The sequence below is a fragment of the Pseudomonas sp. R3.Fl genome (genome assembly GCF_023516765.1).
In the GTDB taxonomy this organism is placed as follows: domain Bacteria; phylum Pseudomonadota; class Gammaproteobacteria; order Pseudomonadales; family Pseudomonadaceae; genus Pseudomonas; species Pseudomonas citronellolis.
Genome location: NZ_JAMGSO010000001.1, coordinates 5142421 through 5161131 on the forward strand (window position 1 = coordinate 5142421; position 18711 = coordinate 5161131).

15 protein-coding genes are annotated in these 18711 nt (G+C 68.1%); 12 read left to right on the top strand and 3 right to left on the bottom strand.

Annotated features, from left to right (window positions below; translation table 11 throughout):
* Positions 1 to 174: 174 nt before the first annotated feature.
* Positions 175 to 828, bottom strand: a complete 654-nt coding sequence (locus M8R19_RS22705) for an alpha/beta hydrolase (RefSeq protein WP_116422878.1) — start codon at positions 826 to 828, stop codon at positions 175 to 177.
* 468 nt (positions 829 to 1296) lie between these two features.
* Here M8R19_RS22705 and M8R19_RS22710 point away from each other — a divergent pair, with 468 nt between their 5' ends.
* The 8 genes from M8R19_RS22710 to M8R19_RS22745 all read left to right on the top strand — a co-directional run bounded on the left by M8R19_RS22710 (position 1297) and on the right by M8R19_RS22745 (position 9398).
* On the top strand, positions 1297 to 2325 hold the full coding sequence (locus M8R19_RS22710; RefSeq protein WP_074979083.1) for an amino acid ABC transporter substrate-binding protein: 1029 nt from the start codon (positions 1297 to 1299) through the stop codon (positions 2323 to 2325).
* A gap of 118 nt (positions 2326 to 2443) precedes the next feature.
* Positions 2444 to 3628, top strand: a complete 1185-nt coding sequence (locus tag M8R19_RS22715; RefSeq protein WP_074979081.1) for an amino acid ABC transporter permease — start codon at positions 2444 to 2446, stop codon at positions 3626 to 3628.
* A 9-nt stretch (positions 3629 to 3637) separates the two neighbouring features.
* The gene (locus tag M8R19_RS22720; protein WP_074979079.1) at positions 3638 to 4735 is read left to right on the top strand and encodes an amino acid ABC transporter permease; all 1098 of its coding nucleotides are present in this window, start codon (positions 3638 to 3640) and stop codon (positions 4733 to 4735) included.
* Between the two features lie 12 nt (positions 4736 to 4747).
* Positions 4748 to 5521: an amino acid ABC transporter ATP-binding protein gene (locus tag M8R19_RS22725; protein ID WP_043273076.1), complete on the top strand. Its 774-nt coding sequence runs from the start codon at positions 4748 to 4750 to the stop codon at positions 5519 to 5521.
* Between the two features lie 262 nt (positions 5522 to 5783).
* A complete protein-coding gene (gene pcsA / locus M8R19_RS22730; protein WP_135499956.1) occupies positions 5784 to 6500 on the top strand; it encodes a phosphatidylcholine synthase in 717 nt (238 codons plus the stop codon).
* Positions 6501 to 7393: 893 nt separating this feature from the next.
* Positions 7394 to 8092 (top strand): glutathione S-transferase C-terminal domain-containing protein, encoded by a 699-nt coding sequence (locus tag M8R19_RS22735; RefSeq protein WP_249918986.1) that lies wholly within the window; start codon positions 7394 to 7396, stop codon positions 8090 to 8092.
* Complete coding sequence (locus tag M8R19_RS22740; protein WP_116422881.1) at positions 8089 to 8388, top strand: GIY-YIG nuclease family protein; 300 nt, start codon at positions 8089 to 8091, stop codon at positions 8386 to 8388. The genes M8R19_RS22735 and M8R19_RS22740 overlap by 4 nt, the downstream gene beginning before the upstream one ends.
* 74 nt (positions 8389 to 8462) lie before the next feature.
* Positions 8463 to 9398 (top strand): glutathione S-transferase family protein, encoded by a 936-nt coding sequence (locus tag M8R19_RS22745; RefSeq protein ID WP_249918987.1) that lies wholly within the window; start codon positions 8463 to 8465, stop codon positions 9396 to 9398.
* 307 nt (positions 9399 to 9705) lie between these two features.
* On the opposite strand, the gene yejK is transcribed toward M8R19_RS22745, so the two are convergent.
* Together yejK and M8R19_RS22755 are read right to left on the bottom strand one after the other, a co-directional pair.
* Complete coding sequence (gene yejK / locus M8R19_RS22750; RefSeq protein WP_074979075.1) at positions 9706 to 10710, bottom strand: nucleoid-associated protein YejK; 1005 nt, start codon at positions 10708 to 10710, stop codon at positions 9706 to 9708.
* A 64-nt stretch (positions 10711 to 10774) separates the two neighbouring features.
* Positions 10775 to 12142, bottom strand: coding sequence for a TAXI family TRAP transporter solute-binding subunit (locus M8R19_RS22755; protein WP_116422883.1), 1368 nt, complete (start codon positions 12140 to 12142; stop codon positions 10775 to 10777).
* Between the two features lie 106 nt (positions 12143 to 12248).
* On the opposite strand from M8R19_RS22755, the gene sbcD reads away from it, so the two are divergent.
* From sbcD to M8R19_RS22775, 4 genes are all read left to right on the top strand, one after another.
* Positions 12249 to 13469, top strand: a complete 1221-nt coding sequence (gene sbcD / locus M8R19_RS22760; protein WP_249918988.1) for an exonuclease subunit SbcD — start codon at positions 12249 to 12251, stop codon at positions 13467 to 13469.
* Positions 13469 to 16909, top strand: a complete 3441-nt coding sequence (locus M8R19_RS22765; protein ID WP_249918989.1) for an AAA family ATPase — start codon at positions 13469 to 13471, stop codon at positions 16907 to 16909. The genes sbcD and M8R19_RS22765 overlap by 1 nt, the downstream gene beginning before the upstream one ends.
* Before the next feature lie 191 nt (positions 16910 to 17100).
* Positions 17101 to 17787 carry a Dps family protein gene (locus M8R19_RS22770; protein ID WP_174672433.1) on the top strand — a complete coding sequence of 229 codons (687 nt, stop codon included), beginning with the start codon at positions 17101 to 17103 and terminating at the stop codon, positions 17785 to 17787.
* 381 nt (positions 17788 to 18168) lie between these two features.
* The gene (locus M8R19_RS22775) at positions 18169 to 18711 is read left to right on the top strand and encodes a hydrolase (protein WP_249918990.1); all 543 of its coding nucleotides are present in this window, start codon (positions 18169 to 18171) and stop codon (positions 18709 to 18711) included.

The following is an 18711-nucleotide window of genomic DNA, read 5'->3' on the forward strand; positions in this document are numbered from 1 at the left end:
ATGGGGCTTTCGACAGGTTCCGCTGAGGGGCACGATGACTCTCCGTAGTCTGGTTCGTCCTTCGGGAACTTCAGTATTAATGACTTTTGCGTACTGGCAATTCGCTGGCCGGGTGGACCGACCAGCGGTCGGCCCACCCTGACGACTACCCCGCGAGCCGCCCGAAATGCGGCGTCACAGGCGCTCGCGCAGCCAGGCGCCGATGTCGGCGATCTCCTGGTTGCTCACTTCGTGGGCCATGGGGTAGTCGCGCCACTGCACGGCCACGCCCTGCCCGTGGAGGAAGTCGTAGGCGGCGCGGCCCATGGCGGGCGCCACCACGTCGTCGTAGGTGCCGTGCAGGCACAGCGCCGGCTGCTGCTTCTTCGTCTCGGGCAGTTGCAGGTCATCGTCGAAGGTCGGGCCATAGGTGGACAGCGCCATGACCCCGCCCAGCTCGCCCGGCCAGCGCAGGTAGCCAGTGTGCAGCACCACCGCGCCGCCCTGGGAGAAGCCGGCCAGGATGATGCGCTCCTGCGCGATGCCCTGGGCCAGCTGGCCCTCGATCAGCGCGATCACCGCGTCGGCCGATGCGTCCAGCTGCGCCTCGTCGATGGCCCGGGCCGGCGCCATGGCCTTGATGTCGTACCAGCTGGGCGCCGGCATGCCGTTGAACACCGTCACCGGGCGGGTGGGCGCCTGGGGCAGGATGAAGCGGGTGCGCGGCAGGATCGTCTGCAGCATGCGCGCCACCGGTTCGAAGTCGTAACGGTCGGCGCCTAGGCCGTGCAACCAAATGACGCACGAGTCGGCCGGCTGGGTAGGTTCGAGTAGCAGGGGTTGGCTCATCGGGGGCTCCAGGATGGGGCATGTGCGCCGCAAAGGCGCGCACGCCGGAAAAAGGATCGGCGAATCTGCGAAAAGGATGTCGCTTTGCCATAACTTATCGACTTGACCTTCGCCGAAACGGGGGCCGGGAGGCATTCTGGTACGGCCCTTGCTAACTCAGGCACCAGGCTGCGATCCGTCCCGCCGGCGTAACACTCTATCCGACCCCCATCCGGAAACCAGTGCCGTCGGCGGGGCGGGCAGCCCATTGAACAGGCCGCCAAGGTGAGGGCGGCCCCCGCAATACGTCCGGCTCGCGTCATCCGCGAGCGGGGCAGCCTGGGCGGTGGTGCGGGACGTATCCGCAGAGCCGGCTAGACTGACCTAAGGTTTCCACTTCGATGCAAGGTCCGGAGCAGACCGTGCGGCGCCTCACGAGGGCGGGTGGGCCGGGACTCCAACACGAATAAAAGCAACTGGAGGTGATCGATGAAGATGGTGAAATCCACGCTGGCGGTGCTGACCGCTCTGAGCGTTCTCGGGCTCAGCGGCATGGCCCAGGCCGGCGCCACCCTGGACGCGGTGAAGAAGAAGGGCTTCGTGCAGTGCGGCATCAGCGACGGCCTGCCGGGCTTCTCCTATGCCGATTCCAAGGGCGTCTACAAGGGCATCGACGTCGATGTCTGCCATGGCATCGCCGCTGCGGTCTTCGGTGACGCCAGCAAGGTCAAGTTCACTCCGCTGACCGCCAAGGAGCGCTTCACCGCGCTGCAGTCCGGCGAGATCGACGTGCTCTCGCGCAACACCACCTGGACCAGTTCCCGCGACAGCGCCATGGGCCTGAACTTCGCCGGCGTGACCTACTACGACGGCCAGGGCTTCCTGGTGAACAAGAAGCTCGGCGTGAGCAGCGCCAAGGAGCTGGACGGCGCCACCGTGTGCATCCAGGCCGGCACCACCACCGAGCTGAACCTGTCCGACTACTTCCGCTCGAACAACCTCAAGTACACCCCGATCACCTACGACACCTCCGACGAAAGCGCCAAGTCGCTGGAATCCGGGCGTTGCGACGTGCTCACCTCCGACCAGTCGCAGCTCTATGCGCAGCGCATCAAGCTGGGCAAGCCGGACGACTACGTGGTGCTGCCGGAAGTGATCTCCAAGGAGCCCCTCGGCCCGGCCGTGCGCCAGGGTGACGAGGAATGGTTCGACATCGTCCGCTGGACGCTGTTCGCCATGCTCAACGCCGAGGAGCTGGGGATCGACTCGAAGAACGTCGAGCAGATGGCCAAGTCCTCGAAGAACCCCGACATCAACCGCCTGCTGGGCGCCGAGGGCGACTACGGCAAGGACCTGAAGCTGCCGAAGGACTGGGCGGTGCAGATCGTCAAGCAGGTCGGCAACTACGGCGAGATCTTCGAGCGCAACGTCGGCGAAGGCAGCGAGCTGAAGATCAAGCGCGGCCTCAATGCCCTGTGGAACAAGGGTGGTCTGCAGTACGCGCCGCCGGTGCGCTGACCTCCCACAGCCCGCGCCCGGATCCTGGGCGCGGGCCCTGTTTCGAACGACGTGAGGTCCCCCGCGCAGTCACGGGCGTAGCCCCGTGCCCGCCGGGGCGGCCTGCGAGAGGGCTTACATGCAGAATTCCGTCAAAGCCCGGCGCCCGCGCGGCCTGTCGCTCAGCGACCCGGCCGTGCGCGCCTGGGCCTTCCAGATCATCGCCGTCGTCGCCGTGGTGGCGTTCGGCTGGTTCCTCTTCGACAACACCCAGACCAACCTCGCCCACCGCGGCATCCAGTCCGGCTTCGGCTTCCTGAACAACAGCGCCGGCTTCGGCATCTCCCAGCACCTGATCGACTACAGCGAGTCCGACACCTACGGGCGGGTGTTCTTCGTCGGCCTGCTCAACACCCTGCTGGTGACCGTGATCGGCATCGTCCTGGCGACCATCATCGGCTTCATCCTCGGCGTGGCCAGGCTGTCGCCGAACTGGCTGGTGCGCAAGATCGCCACGGTGTACATCGAGACCTTCCGCAACATCCCGCCGCTGCTGCAGATCTTCTTCTGGTACTTCGCCGTGCTCGCGCAGCTGCCCGGGCCGCGGCAGAGCCTGAGCGTCGGCGGCCTGCTGTTCTTCAACAACCGCGGCATGCAGATGCCGGCGCCGGTGGCCACCGAGGCGATGCCGGCGTTCCTCATCGCCATCCTCCTGGCCATCGTCGCCTGGGCCGTGCTCTGGCGCTGGGCCAAGGTGCGCCGCCACGCCACCGGCAAGACCTTCCCGGTGTTCCTCACGGGCCTGGTCACGCTGATCGTGCTGCCGGCGCTGACCATCCTGGTGGCCGGCGTGCCGGTGCACTGGGACGTGCCAGTGCTGCAGGGCTTCAACTTCCGCGGCGGCTGGGTGGTGATCCCGGAGCTGGTGTCCATCGTCCTGGCGCTGTCGATCTACACCGCCGCCTTCATCGGCGAGACGGTGCGCGCCGGCATCCAGGCGGTCAGCCACGGCCAGACCGAGGCCGCCGGCTCCCTGGGCCTGCGCCCGGGGCAGACGCTGCGGCTGATCATCATCCCGCAGGCGCTGCGGGTGATAGTGCCGCCGCTGACCAGCCAGTACCTGAACCTGGCGAAGAACTCCTCGCTGGCGGCCGGCATCGGCTACCCGGACATGGTCTCGCTGTTCGCCGGCACCGTACTCAACCAGACCGGCCAGGCCATCGAGACCATGGCCATCACCATGAGCGTGTACCTGGCCATCAGCCTGAGCATCTCGCTGCTGATGAACTGGTACAACAAGCGCATCGCGCTGATCGAACGCTAGGGGGACGCCATGGCAAACCATACCTTCAAGCCCGATCTGCCGCCGCCGGCGCTCAGCGTCGGGGTCATCGGCTGGCTGCGCGCCAACCTGTTCTCCAACTGGATCAACACCCTGCTGACCCTGGTCGGGCTCTACGTCATCTGGCTGATCGTCCCGCCGCTGCTGGAGTGGGCGGTGTTCAAGGCCGACTGGGTCGGCGAGAGCCGCGCCGACTGCAGCCGCGAGGGGGCCTGCTGGGTGTTCATCAGCACCCGCCTCGGCCAGTACATGTACGGCTTCTACCCCGAGGCGCTGCGCTGGCGGGTGGACCTCAACGTGCTGCTGGTGGTGGTCGGCGCCGCGCCGCTGTTCCTGCGCCAGTTCCAGCACAAGCTCAAGTACGGCCTGGCCTACCTGCTGGCGCTGCCGCTGGTGTCCTACTGGCTGCTGCACGGCGGCTTCCTCGGCCTGGACAACGTGCCCACCAGCCAGTGGGGCGGCCTGATGCTGACCGTGGTGATCGCCGCCGTGGGCATCGCCGGGGCGCTGCCGCTGGGCATCCTGCTGGCCCTGGGGCGGCGCTCGAAGATGCCGGCGATCAAGGTCCTGTGCGTCACCACCATCGAGTTCTGGCGCGGCGTGCCGCTGATCACCGTGCTGTTCATGTCCTCGGTGATGCTGCCGCTGTTCCTGCCCGAGGGCATGAACCTCGACAAGCTGCTGCGCGCCATGGTGATGGTGGTGCTGTTCGAGGCCGCCTACATCGCCGAGGTGGTCCGCGGCGGCATGCAGGCCATCCCCAAGGGCCAGTACGAGGCGGCCGCGGCCATGGGCCTGGGCTACTGGCGGATGATGGGCCTGGTGATCCTGCCCCAGGCTCTGAAGCTGGTGATCCCCGGCATCGTCAACACCTTCATCGCGCTGTTCAAGGACACCAGCCTGGTGATCATCATCGGCCTGTTCGACTTCCTGAATAGCATCAAGCGCGCCACCGCGGACCCGGCCTGGCTGGGCATGTCCACCGAGGGCTACGTGTTCGCCGCGCTGGTCTACTGGATCTTCTGTTTCGGCATGTCCCGCTACTCCATGCACCTGGAGCGCAAGCTGGACACCGGCCACAAGCGTTAGGAGTTCGTCATCATGTCTGAAGCCAGCAACAAGACCGTCCCGGCCATCGGCGATCACGTGATGATCGAGATGAAGGGCGTGAACAAGTGGTACGGCCAGTTCCACGTGCTCAAGGACATCAACCTCACCGTGCGCCAGGGCGAACGCATCGTCCTCTGCGGGCCGTCCGGTTCGGGCAAGTCCACCACCATCCGCTGCATCAACCGCCTGGAGGAGCACCAGCAGGGCAGCATCATCGTCGACGGCACCGAGCTGACCAACGACCTCAAGCAGATCGAGGCGATCCGCAGCGAGGTCGGCATGGTGTTCCAGCACTTCAACCTGTTCCCGCACCTGACCGTGCTGCAGAACTGCATCCTGGCGCCGATGTGGGTGCGCAAGATGCCCAAGCGCGAGGCCGAGGAAGTGGCCATGCACTACCTGGAGCGGGTGCGCATCCCCGAGCAGGCCGGCAAGTTCCCCGGGCAGCTTTCCGGCGGTCAGCAGCAGCGCGTGGCCATCGCCCGGGCGCTGTGCATGAAGCCGAAGATCATGCTGTTCGACGAACCCACCTCGGCGCTCGACCCGGAAATGGTCAAGGAAGTGCTGGACACCATGATCGGCCTGGCCCAAAGCGGCATGACCATGCTCTGCGTGACCCACGAGATGGGCTTCGCCCGCACCGTGGCGAACCGGGTGATCTTCATGGACAAGGGCGAGATCGTCGAACAGGCGCCGCCGGACCAGTTCTTCGACAACCCGCAATCCGACCGCACCAAGCTGTTCCTCAGCCAGATCATCCACTGAGCCTGCGCGGCGCGGCCCCCCGCGGGCCGCGCCGCATCCCTGGCGTCCGAAAGCCGTCGCAAAGCCGTCCTACGCTCGTCAGCGCCCTTGGCACTGCGGGTGCGCTTCGGCGTATCCTGGCCTTTTCCACGCCCACCAAGGCCGGCCGGCTGAACTCGGCCGTCGGATCGGTGTTCCGATACCCAGGAGCATCCTGTGGAAACCCACGGATGGGCTATACGTTGAAATAGCTCGCACTGCCGCCTGACTGAAGAGAAGCGCCGTGAACCTGACCCTCACTCCGTTGAACCTGAGCAAAGCCAAGGCCTGGAGCGCCCACGCGGTGACGGCCAGCGGCGTCATCCTGGCCCTGCTGGCGCTGCTCGCGCTGGTCGACAACCGCCCGCAGGCCTGCCTGCTGTGGCTGGGCGCGGCCCTGCTGGTGGACGGCCTGGACGGCACCCTGGCGCGCAAGTTCGACGTCAAGGCGGTATTGCCGCACTTCGACGGCTCCACCCTGGACCTGGTGATCGACTACCTCACCTACGTGTTCATCCCGGCTATCTTCATCTACCGCTACGTGCCGCTGCCGGTGCACAGCGAGTTGGCGATCGTCGGCGTCATCCTGGTGTCTTCGCTGTTCTGCTTCTGCAACGTGAACATGAAGAGCAAGGACAACTACTTCGTCGGCTTCCCGGCGGCCTGGAACGTGGTGGCGGTGTATTTCTTCGTCCTCGGGCCCGGCCCGTGGGTGAGCCTGGTCACGGTGCTGGTGCTGGCGGGGCTGACGCTGACGCGGATGAAGTTCCTGCACCCCTTCCGGGTGCGCCAGTTCATGCCGCTGAATATTGCGGTGACCTTTGTCTGGATGTTCAGCAGTGCGTTGCTGATTCTGCAGCAGCCGGTGGACCAGACCTGGCTGTTGTGGCTGTGGTTTGCGGCTTCGGCGTATTTCATCGGGGTTTGTGTCTGGCGGACGGCGATGGAGTGGTTCAACTGAGGTAGGGCGGGACGTTCGTGTAGGAGCGAGCTTGCTCGCGAACCGCGTCCTCCGCTCCTTACCCCCACCTCGTCATTCCCGCGAACGCGGGACGCGGCTCCATCGCGAACAGCGCTTGCGCTGGCCCGAAGGGGAATAACCCAGTTGCCTTGACTTGGGTGTTTCTGCGTAGCACCGAGTTTGCCCGAGCTTCTTGTTTCGCCCCCTCGGGCGAGTCCCTTTTGTCAAACGCCACAAAAGGAACCAAAAAGGCTTGCCCCAACATACGGGCCCGACAGAGTCGGGCTACCCTCACGAATTCCCCCGCCACGGAGGCCCGCCCCGAGGGTACGTCCCTGTAGCCCGCGGGGCTCTCGCGACATCCATGTCGCATGACCTCCTGAGCGGGGGGTTCGTTCGGCCTTCTGAAGGGGCGTTTCGGTGCGCGCGGCTATTTCTCTGGAAGTCCAAGAGCAAACGCGCTTTTGCTTTTGCTCTTCGTAGGAGCGAGCTTGCTCGCGAACCCTGGGTTCCCGCGTTCGCGGGAATGACGGGGATAGATAGGCGTCTCAGGATGACTTTGGAGTTTCCGGCAGCTCAGGACAGCCCCCTCTCCCTTCAGGGAGAGGGTTGGGGAGAGGGCGCTCTTGAACCCAACACCTACGTCACCGGTAACCCCTGTTCGCGAGCAAGCTCGCTCCTACGAAAAGCCATGTCCGCTCGCACCGTAGGAGCGTCCCGGCGCACGCCATGCCCACCTGTAGGAGCGGGCCCTGCGCGCGATTCGCGGGCAGAGCCCGCTCCTACGGAGCCATCCTGCAAACCCTGTCATGTCTGATAGCACTCCGACAGGGCTCGCCGCGGCGCCTGGCATGCGCTTAAATGTCAGGCGAGCCCGCGCAGGAAGCCTCGCCATGATCACCCTGTTCCAGTTCCCCCCGGCCTTCAATGTGCCCAACGTCAGCCCCTTCTGCCTGAAGCTGGAGACTTTCCTGCGCCTGTCCGGGCTGGAATACCAGGTGCAGCATGTGACGGACCCGCGCAAGGGGCCCAAGGGCAAGCTGCCCTTCATCAAGGTCGAGGGGCAGACCGTCGCCGATACCGAGATCATCATCCACGACCTCCAGCAGCGCTTCGCCCTGGACCTGGACGCCGGCCTCGACGCCCGCGGGCGTGGCTGGGCGGTGTCGATCACGCGGCTGTGCGATGACCACCTGGCGCCGCTGCTGGTGTACTTCCGCTGGCTGGAGGAGGACGGCTGGCGCCAGGTCGCCCCGGTGCTGCTGCGCGGCATCCCGGCGCCGCTGCGGCCGGTGGTCGGCGCGCTGGTGCGCCGCAAGATCCGCGGCGAGATGCGTGGCCGCGGCTTGACCGCCCACAGCCGCGAGGAACTGCTGAGCTTCGCCCGCCAGGACCTGGACGCACTCGATGGCATGCTCGGCGACCTGCCGTACTTCGGCGGCGCCCAGCCCTGCAGCGCCGATGCCGCGGCCTACGGGATACTCGCCAACCTGGTCCTGTGCACCCTGGAAACCCCCCTCAACCACATGGCGCGCGAATACGAGCGGCTGGTCGGCTACTGCGAGCGCATGCAGCAGCGGGTCTGGACATGACCCAGGCCGAGCCCAAGCCCTGGTTCGTCTACCTGGTGCGCGCCGCCAACGGCGCGCTCTACTGCGGCATCAGCGACGACCCGCAGCGGCGCTTCGAGGCGCACTGCAGCGGGCGTGGCGCGCGCTTCTTCCATTCCAGCCCGGCGCAGGCGCTGGTGTACGTCGAGCCCTGCGCCGGCAAGGGCGAGGCGCTGCGCCGCGAGCGGGCGATCAAGGCCCTGGGCAAGCCGGCCAAGGAACGCCTGGCGCTGGCCGGCGCGGCCCTGGCCATCAGCGCGGCGGATAGCCGTCCATAGCTTCGACCGGGTAGGACCGCGCGCCGCGGCGGAGTAAGCTGGAAGGCCCTCAACGCCGGCCAACGGAGCCCCGCATGTCCGAGCTGATTCTGCACCACTACCCGACTTCCCCCTTCGCCGAGAAGGCCCGCCTGCTGCTGGGCTTCAAGCAGCTGTCGTGGCGCTCGGTGCTGATCCCGCCGATCATGCCCAAGCCCGACCTGCTGGCGATCACCGGCGGCTACCGCAAGACGCCGGTGCTGCAGGTAGGCGCCGACGTCTATTGCGACACTGCGCTGATCGCCCGCCGCCTGGAGCAGGAGAAGGCCACCCCGGCGCTGTTCCCCGAGGGCCAGGAATTCAGCGTTGCCGCCTTCGCCGCCTGGGCCGATTCGGTGCTGTTCCAGCACGGCGTGAGCCTGGTGTTCCAGCCCGAGTCCATCGCCGTGCGCTTCGGCAAGCTGCCGCCGGAATTCCTCAAGGCCTTCGTCGCCGACCGCAGCCAGCTGTTCAGCGGCGGCAGCGCCGCGCGCCTGCCGGCCGAGCAGGCGCGCCAGCAGTGGCCGGTGTTCATGGCGCGGCTGGAGCAGCAACTGGCGCGGGAGGAGGGCGACTTCCTGTTCGGCGAGCCGTCCGTGGCGGATTTCGCCGTCGCCCACGTGCTCTGGTTCGTCAAGGCCACCCCGGTGACCTCGCCGCTGGTGGACGCCTACCCGTCGGTGGTGGCCTGGCTGGGCCGGGTACTCGGCTTCGGCCATGGCGCGCACAGCGAGATGAGCAGCGAGGAAGCCATCGCCGTGGCCCGCGACAGCCAGCCGGCGGCGCTGCCGGACGAGCCGTTCAGCGACGCCAACGGCCTGCGGGCCGGCCAGCGGGTGGCCATCGCGGCGACCGACTACGGCGTCGATCCGGTGGAGGGGGAGCTGCTGCACGTGGGCAGCGAGGAACTGATCCTGCGCCGCGAGGACCCGCGCGCCGGGGTGGTGCATGTGCATTTCCCGCGGCTGGGGTTCGCCATCGAGGTGCGCTGAAACGCAGGAGCCACGGCCCTTGGCCTTTGGCCCGAAAAGCGCCAGCCACGCCATTCCCTTCACGCCATTCCCTTGTAGGAGCGCGCCCTGCGCGCGAATCGCGGGCAGGGCCCGCTCCTACAGCCGGGACAACGGCGGATAACGCCGTAGGCGTTATGCGCCCTACGGGGAATGGCGTGGGTGGGGGGACGTAGGAGCGGATCTCATCCGCGAATCGCGCCGGAATGTCCGGCTATCGCGGACAAGGTCCGCTCCTACGACCGTGCTTCCTGGACACGTAGGAGCGGACTCCGTCCGCGATTCGCGGTTATTTGCGGCGCTTGAGCTGATCGTGCAACTGCGTCGGCAGCCCGCGGATGATCAGCATGTCGCGCTCTTCGTCGTATTCCACCTTGCTGCCCAGCAGGTGCGCCTCGAAGCTGATCGACAGGCCCTCGGCGCGGCCGGTGAAGCGGCGGAACTGGTTGAGGGTGCGCTTGTCCGCGGGGATTTCCGGGGCCAGGCCGTAGTCCTTGTTGCGGATGTAGTCGTAGAAGGCGCGCGGCGCCTGGTCGTCCATCAGCTCGGAGAGCGCGTCCAGGGCCATCGGCTCGCCGATGCGCGCCTGGCTGGTAGCGTAGTCGACCAGGGTGTCGGTCTTCTCGCGGGCCTGCTCTTCGGGCAGGTCCTCGCTTTCCACGTAGTCGCTGAAGGCCTTGAGCAGGGTGCGCGTCTCGCTGGGGGCGTCGACGCCTTCCTGGCAGCCGATGAAGTCGCGGAAGTAGTCCGAGACCTTCTTGCCGCCCTTGCCCTTGATGAACGAGATGTACTGCTTGGAGGTCTTGTTGTTGCGCCATTCCGAGCAGTTGATCCGCGCCGCCATGTGCAGCTGGCCCAGGTCCAGGTGGCGCGAGGGCGCCACTTCCAGCGCCTCGGTCACCGCCACGCCCTCGCTGTGGTGCAGCAGGGCGATGCTCAGGTAGTCGGTCATGCCCTGCTGGTAGTGGCAGAGCAGCACGTGGCCGCCGGTGGAGAGGTTGGACTCCTCCATCAGGCTCTTCAGGTGCTCCACGGCCTGGCGGCTGAAGGCGACGAAGTCCTTGCCGCCGTCCAGGTACTCGGCCAGCCAGCCGCTGAACGGGTAGGCGCCGGATTCTTCCTGGAACAGGCCCCAGGCCTTGTTCGGCTTGGCGTTGTAGCTTTCGTTGAGGTCGGCCATGAGGTTCTCGATGGCCTGGGAGTCGCCCAGTTCGGCGTCGCGCGCGTGCAGCGTGGCGGGGTTGCCGTCGGGCTTCTTGTCGATCAGGTGGACGATGGCGTGACGAATCGGCATCTCGGGCTCGGCTCTGGACGATGGTGGCAAAGCCGCCAGTTTACCCGAGCGCGGCGCGCCACGCTCACCCGGCCTTGTCCAGCGGCGCCTCGCCGTCGCGCTCGCGGCGGTTGCGGCGCAGCTGGCGCAGGCGGCGGATCACGTAGTTCAGGTGCAGGTGCAGCTCGTACAGCTCGTTGTAGTACGACAGCGGCACCTCCACCCGCGACAGCTCGGCCTCCAGGCTCTCCAGGCGCTCGATCTCGCGGCTGAGTTCCGCGCTGCCGGTGTGCTCGTCCAGGCGCCGATCGATTTCCCGCAGGTAGCGGTACCAGCGGTAGATGCGCGCGCGGATGCGCCAGCGGTACAGCGGGCCGATGGACTTGAACAGCGGGATGAGGATGGCGATGAAGGGGATCAGCAGGATGATGTAGCGGTCGGCCAGGGAGGCGATGCGGAACGGCAGGAAGCGCTGCAGCAGCGGCAGGCCGCTCTTGTAGTAGCGCTCGGCGTCCTCGTTCAGGCGCAGGGTGCGCGGCTCGGCGGCGGGGAAGGCGCCGGGGGCGTCGAGCAGGCTGCCCTGGCGCATCACCTGGCGCGCGGCCTGGAGGATCAGCGGCGTCAGCGCCGGGTGGAAGCGCTCGTTGATCACCAGGGTGGCCACCGGCGACAGGGTGGTCAGGTTGCGGTGCGGCACGTTGTGTTCCAGGTTCAACAGGCCTTCGCCCACCTCCAGGCGCTTGAGGAAGCGCAGACGCGCCTCGTAGGCGTCGGCGCGGCGGAAGCCGGCCAGCAGCAACTGCTCGCTGGCGGCCAGGCGCTGGATCAGCGGGTTGTCCGCCGGGCCGACGAAGAAGGCGGCGTCCAGGCTGCCGGCCAGCAGCGCGTCGGCGGCGCTGTCGCCGCCGCTGGCCTGCCAGCCGGCGGGGTGCTGTTCGTCGCCGATGCCGTTGGCTTGCAGGATGGCCGCGGTGATCGCCTCGGTGCCGCTGCCGCGGCTGCCCAGGGCCACGCGCAGGGGCAGCAGGTCGGCGATGCGGTCGATGTGCACGTCGCGGCGCTGGAACAGCCACAGCGGCTCCTGGAACATGGCGCCGAGGGTCTGCAGGCGTTGCCGCTGCCCGGCGGCGAGCTGGCGCTCCTGGCCGCTCTGCACCAGGGCGATGTCCACGCCGCTGTGCTCGTCCAGCAGCAGGTCCATGTTCTGCCGCGAGCCGGCGCTGGGCACCAGCTTCAGCTCGAAGCCCTGTTCGGCCAGCTCGGCCCGCAGCTTTTCGCCGAAGGCCGCGTAGCCGCCGTCGGGGGCGCCGGTGGCGAGGGTGGCGCTCATCGGCGGCGGCGGCGCGACGAAGTAGAAGACCGCGGCCACCAGGGCGGCCAGCACGGGCACTATCCACAGGTTGGCGCGCACCAGAATGGCGAGGTCGCGGAGCATATTGAGCAGGCGTTGCATGGTCTGATTCCCGGCCGGCATTCCTTCAGGATAGCCAGCCTGGCGCCGGCGCACCCCGGAAGCGGGTATCATCGCCGGCTGGATCAGACAGCGGGACAGCAGGCGCATGCGCATCCTCCACACCTCCGACTGGCACCTCGGCCAGCACTTCATGGGCAAGAGCCGCGAGGCCGAACACCGCGCCTTCTGCCGCTGGCTGGTGGAGCGGGTGCGCGAGCACGCGGTGGACGCGGTGATCATCGCCGGCGACGTGTTCGACACCGGCGCGCCGCCCAGCTACGCCCGCGAGCAGTACAACCGCTTCATCGTCGAGCTGCGCGAGACCGGCGCCAGCCTGGTGGTGCTGGGCGGCAACCACGACTCGGTGGCCATGCTGGAGGAGTCCCGCGAGCTGCTGGCGGTGCTCGGCACACGGGTGATCGCTGCCGCCGGCGCCGACCTCGACCGGCAGTTGCTGGTGCTGCCGCAACGCGACGGCACGCCGGGCGCGGTGCTCTGCGCGATTCCCTTCCTGCGCCCGCGTGACCTGCTGGCCAGCCAGGCCGGGCAGAGCGCGCAGGACAAGCAATTGGCACTGCAGCAGGGCATCCAGGCGCACTACCAGGCACTGTTCGCCCTGGCCGAGGCCCGACGCGCCGAACTCGGTGGCAAGCTGCCGATAGTCGCCACCGGGCACCTGACCACGGTCGGCGCCAGCGCCAGCGAGTCGGTGCGGGAAATCTACGTCGGCAGCCTGGAGGCCTTCCCCACCAGCGCCTTCCCGGCGGCGGACTACATCGCCCTGGGGCACATCCACCGGCCGCAGAAGGTCGGCGGCCTGGAGCACATCCGCTACTGCGGCTCGCCCATCGCCCTGAGCTTCGACGAGGCGCGGCAGGCCAAGGAGGTCTTGCTGGTGGACCTCGACGAAAGCGGCCTGCGCGCGGTGACGCCGCTGGCCGTGCCCTGCTTCCAGCCCTTGCAGTCGCTGGCCGGCGACCTCGACAGCCTGCCCGCGGCGCTGGCCGAAGCCGCCAACCTGGGCACGCCGGAACGCCCGGTATGGGTGGAAGTGCTGGTGCGCAGCGACGACTACCTGAACGACCTGCAGGCGCGCCTGGAGAAGCTCTGCGAGGAACTGCCGGTGGAAGTGCTGCGCACCCGCCGTGAACGCGGCAACCAGCAGGCCGGGCTGTTCGGCGAGGCGCGCGAGACCCTCGACGAACTCTCCGCCGAGGACGTCTTCGAACAACGCCTGGACGCCGAGCAGCTGGAACCGCCGCTGCGCCAGGAACTGGCCGGGCTGTACCGCCAGGTGGTCGCCGAACTGCAGGAGGAGCAAGCCTGATGCGCATCCTCAGCCTGCGCCTGAAGAACCTCAACTCGCTCAAGGGCGAGTGGAAGATCGACTTCGCCGCCGAGCCCTTCGCCGGCAACGGCCTGTTCGCCATCACCGGGCCCACCGGCGCCGGCAAGACCACCCTGCTGGACGCCATCTGCCTGGCCCTGTACCACCGCACGCCGCGCATGAACACGCTGTCGCAGAGCGGCAACGAGCTGATGACGCGGCACACCGCCGACTGCCTCGCCGAGGTCGAGTTCGAGGTCAAGGGCCGCCGCTACCGCGCCTTCTGGAGCCAGCGCCGGGCCCGCGACAAGGTCGACGGCGCGCTGCAGGCGCCCAAGGTGGAACTGGCGCGCATCGAGGCGGCCGGCGGCGAGGGGGAAATCCTCACCGACAAGATCAACGACAAGCTGCGCCAGACCGAGCAGCTCACCGGCCTCGACTTCGGCCGCTTCACCAAGTCCATGCTGCTGGCCCAGGGCGGTTTCGCCGCCTTCCTCGAAGCCAGCGCCAACGACCGCGCGGCACTGCTGGAAGAACTCACCGGCACCGAGATCTACGGGCTGATCTCCCAGCGCGTGTACGAGCGCAGCAAGGCGGCGCAGAACGATCTGGAACTGCTGAAGAGCCGTGCCGAAGGCATGGAACTGCTCAGCGAGGAACAGCGCGGCGAGCTGCAGGCCGAAGCCGAACGCCTGCTGTCCGAGGAAGCACCGCTGCTCCAGCGCCAGGCCGAACTGCAGGCCCAGCGCCGCTGGCGCGAGGACCTTTCCCGCGCCGAACACCAGCACCAGCAGGCCGCCGCGCGGGAGCAGCAGGCCCGCGATGCCCTGCTCCAGGCAACCCCCGACCTGCAGCGCCTGGCCGCCAGCGAGCCAGCGGCACGCCTGCAGCCGCTGCATGGGGCCTGGCAACAGGCGCGCCAGGCGCTGGAGCGAGACGAAACCGGCCTGGCGGACCTGCAACGCCAGCAGCGGGACTGCGCGGAGCAGGCCGTGCGCAGCCTGTGGCAGGCCAGCCAGTACAGCGCGCAGTGGGCGGGGCAGCGCCAGCGCGCCATCGATGAACTCGCAACGCAGCGCCGCGAAGTACAGGCGCAGCTTGCCGCGCACCCGCAACGCGCCCGCCTGGGTGAACTGCTGGGGGGCTGGCGCGCGCAATTCGCCCAGCGCGAACAGCTCGGTGGTGAACTTCAGGGCGCCCGCGCGCGCCTGGAGCAGGAAGCCTCCGCCATCCAATCGTTGCACGGCCAACTCGCCGCCCATGGCCAGGCCCTGGCTGGCGCCGGGCAAGCGCTGGACGCGGCGCGCCAGGCCGAGGCGCAGCAACAGGCGCGCTTGCAGGCCCTGCTGCAAGGCGCCGGTGAAAGCGCCCTGCGCGAGCGTTGGCAGCAACTGCAGCAGCAGGGCAGGGCGCTGGACCGCCTGCAACAGCTGGCGCAGAGCCGCGAGCAGGCCAGCGCGCAGTCTGCCCGCCTGCAACCCCAGCTCGATTCGCTGCAGCAACGCCAGGCGCAGAAGGAAACCGCGATCGCCGAACTGCGCGAGCGCTACAAGGGGCTGAAACAGCAGGTCGCCGACAAGGAGAAGCTGCTGGAGCAGGAGCAGCGCATCCAGGCCCTGGAGGCATATCGAGCACAACTGCAGCCCGGCGAAGCCTGCCCCTTGTGCGGCTCCCACGAACACCCGGCCATCGCCAGCTACCAGGCGCTGGACGTGTCGCAGACGCGCCGCGCCCTCGATGAATGCCGCGCAGCCTTGACCGCACTGGAAAGCGACGGCGTGGCGCTGCGCGACGAACTCTCCGACGTGACGGCCCAGGCCGCACAGGTCCGGCAGCAACTGGAGCAACTGCGCGAACAACTGCATCAGCTCGATGCCGAATGGCAGCGCCAGTCGATCGAGCAGAACCTAGCCATCGAGGATGCCGCCGGCTTGGCCGCGATTCGCCAGGCCCAGGAACAGGCCCTGGCCGACCTGCAGGAACGCCTGGCGGCGCTCGATGCGCTCAAGGGCGAGTTGCAGCAGGCCGCGAGCGCCCGCGAGCACGCCGAGCGCAGCCATGCGGCCGCGTTGCAGCAGGAGGCTTTGCTGCGTCGCGATCTGGACAATGCACAGCAGCGCCAGGCGGAACAGCAGCAACGCCTGGAACAATTGCAGGTGCAGGCCGAACGCCAGGCCGCCGAACTGCTGGCCAGCCTCGACGGTTTCGCCGCCGCCTTGCCCGAGCAAGGCGCAGCCTGGCTGGCCGAGCGCGAAGGCGAATGGCGCGCCTGGCAGCAGGCCCAGCAACGGGACCAGCAACTGCAGGAGGCCGAGCGCGAAGCCCGGCGCCTGCTGCAGGAAGCCGAAGCGCAGGCCGGGCAATGGCGCGAACGCTGGAGCGCCAGTGGCGAGCAGGTATTGCCGGAACCGGCGCCCGAGGCGCAGCCGCAGCAGGCCCTGCAAGGGGCGGAGTCGGCCCTGCAGGCGGCGCAGCGCCTGGCCGATGCGCTGCTCGGCCGCGAGCAGAGCCTCGCCGCGCACCTGGAGCAGGCGCGTACTGCCCTGGTCGAATGCGAGCGCACCTGGCAGCAGGCTTTGGCAGAAAGCCCATTTGCCGACCTGGCGGCCTTCCTCGCCGCGTTGCTGGAAGACAGCGAACGTCAGCGCCTGGGTGAACTCAAGACGCGCCTGGACACCGCACTGACCGAGGCCGTGGCACTGCGCGCCGCCGCCGAAGAAGCCGAGCGCCAACTGCGTGCGCAGCCGCTGGGCGAACTGGAGCTGCCGGCCCTCGACGAGCAGTTGCAGGCCCTCGCCACCCAGTTGCGCGAACTGGGCCAGCGCCAGGGCGAAGTGCGCGCGCAACTGCAGGGTGACGACGCGCGCCGCGCCAGCCAGCAGGCGCTGTTCGCCGAGATCGCCGCGCAGGAGGCGCACCACGACCTCTGGCAGCGCCTGAACGGTCTGATCGGTTCCTCCGATGGCGCCAAGTACCGGCGCTTCGCCCAGGGTCTGACCCTTGATCACCTGGTGCACTTGGCCAACCGGCAACTGCAGCGCCTGCACGGCCGCTACCAATTGGCGCGGCGCAGCGACGGCGAGCTGGAACTGGAGGTGGTGGACACCTGGCAGGGCGACGTCGCCCGTGACTGCCGCACCCTTTCCGGCGGAGAGAGCTTCCTGGTCAGCCTGGCGCTGGCCCTGGCGCTGTCCGACCTGGTCAGCCACAAGACCAGCATCGATTCGCTGTTCCTCGACGAAGGCTTCGGCACCCTCGACGGCGAGACCCTGGAAGTGGCGCTGGACGCCCTCGACAACCTCAACGCCAGCGGCAAGAGCATCGGCGTGATCAGCCACGTCGAGGCGCTCAAGGAACGCATTCCCGTGCAACTCAAGGTGCACAAAGGTGTCGGTATGGGGTACAGCCGCCTCGACGCGTGCTTCGCCGTGCAATCCTGAGCCTTGCCCGGCGTCATTGCGCCGCACGTTGGGCGGCGCGACGACTTGCAATCGAAGCGCGGCGAGGTAGGCTCAAGAGCGCACTCTTGGCCGTGAGAGGAATAACGCAGGGAGTGCGTCAGGCTCGTCCCGGACCGCCAGTTTCGGCACGCACAGGGGCGGCATCCACAAGACCCCTTGAGGTGATCGAGATGAAGAAACCCGCAGCCACTGCGAAGAAACCCGCTGCACCCAAGACCGCTGCCAGCAAGCCGGCCGCCGCCAAACCCGCGGCAGCCAAACCTGCCGCGGCGAAGAAGCCGGCAGCGAAGAAACCCGCCGCCAAGCCGGCAGTTGCCGCCAAACCCGCCGCCGCGGCCAAGCCGGCACCGCGCCGCGCACCGGCCCTGGCGACCCCGTCGGACCTGTCCAAGGACGCCACCCGCGACCTCAGCGCGGCCCTGAGCCGCCTGCTGGCCGACGTCTTCGCCCTGTACCTGAAGACCAAGAACTTCCACTGGCACGTGAGCGGCCCGCACTTCCGCGACTACCACCTGCTGCTGGACGACCAGGCCACCGAAATCTTCGCCATGACCGACCCGATCGCCGAGCGCGTGCGCAAGATCGGCGGCAACACTATCCGCTCCATCGGCCACATCGGCCGCATCAAGCGCATCGCCGACAACGACGCCGAGTTCGTCCAGCCGCTGGACATGCTGGCCGAGCTGCAGGAAGACAACAAGTCGCTGACCGCCTACATGCGCGAGGTCCATGACCTGTGCGACGAGTACCACGACATCGCCACCGCCAGCCTCATCGAGAACTGGATCGACGAGACCGAGCAGCGCACCTGGTTCCTCTTCGAGACCAGCCGCCGCGGGGATGTGACGGGGCATTGAGGGTGCATGGCTGAAGAGAGGAGGGCCCCTTTTGCAGGGGCCTTTTTCTTTGGCGCGAGGGGAGGTTTCGGCGCGGCTTGTGGGCGTGGCTCCCTCTCCCTAACCCTCTCCCTGAAGGGAGAGGGGACCGTTCGGCGCAGATGGATATTCTGGCGTTAGCCGGAAGCGAAGTTGCAGGTTGAAACCATTCCTCTGCGTGGGCACGGACAAGCCCCCTCTCCCTTCAGGGAGAGGGCTGGGGAGAGGGAGCGGACTTCGACGCTGCTCCAGCGCTTCACCTTCGCTCATTCTCCTCTCTGCGTTTGTGTCGACCAGCTTTCCCGGTTGACACCCCCACACCGCAAGCCGAAAAAGAAGAACCACCCCCAGGAGACCTCCCTCATGCTGCTCCACGCCCCCACCTCGACCCTCCTCCTCATCGACATCCAGGAACGCCTGTTCCCCGCCATTCACGACGCCGAGGCGTTGCTGCAGCACAGCACCTGGCTGCTGGCCGTGGCGCAGCGCCTGGGCGTGCCGGTGCTGGCCACGGAGCAGTACAGCAAGGGCCTGGGCCCGACACTGGCGCAGCTGCGCGAGCACCTGCCGGCCGCGGCCATCCTGGAGAAGATCGCCTTCTCCGCGGTGGCCGACCCGGGCCTGCTGCAACTGCCCGGCGGCGAGCGCCGGCAGTTCGTGGTGTGCGGCACCGAGGCCCATGTCTGCGTGCTGCAGACCGTGCTCGGCCTGCTGGCGGAGGACCGCGAGGTCTACGTGGTGGCCGAGGCGGTCGGCTCGCGACGCCCGGAGGACAAGGCCCTGGCCCTGGAGCGCATGCGCCAGGCCGGCGCGGTGATCGTCAACCGCGAGATGGTCGCCTTCGAATGGCTGGAGCGCGCCGGCAGCGAGACCTTCCGCGCCGTCAGCCGCGAGTTCATCCGCTGA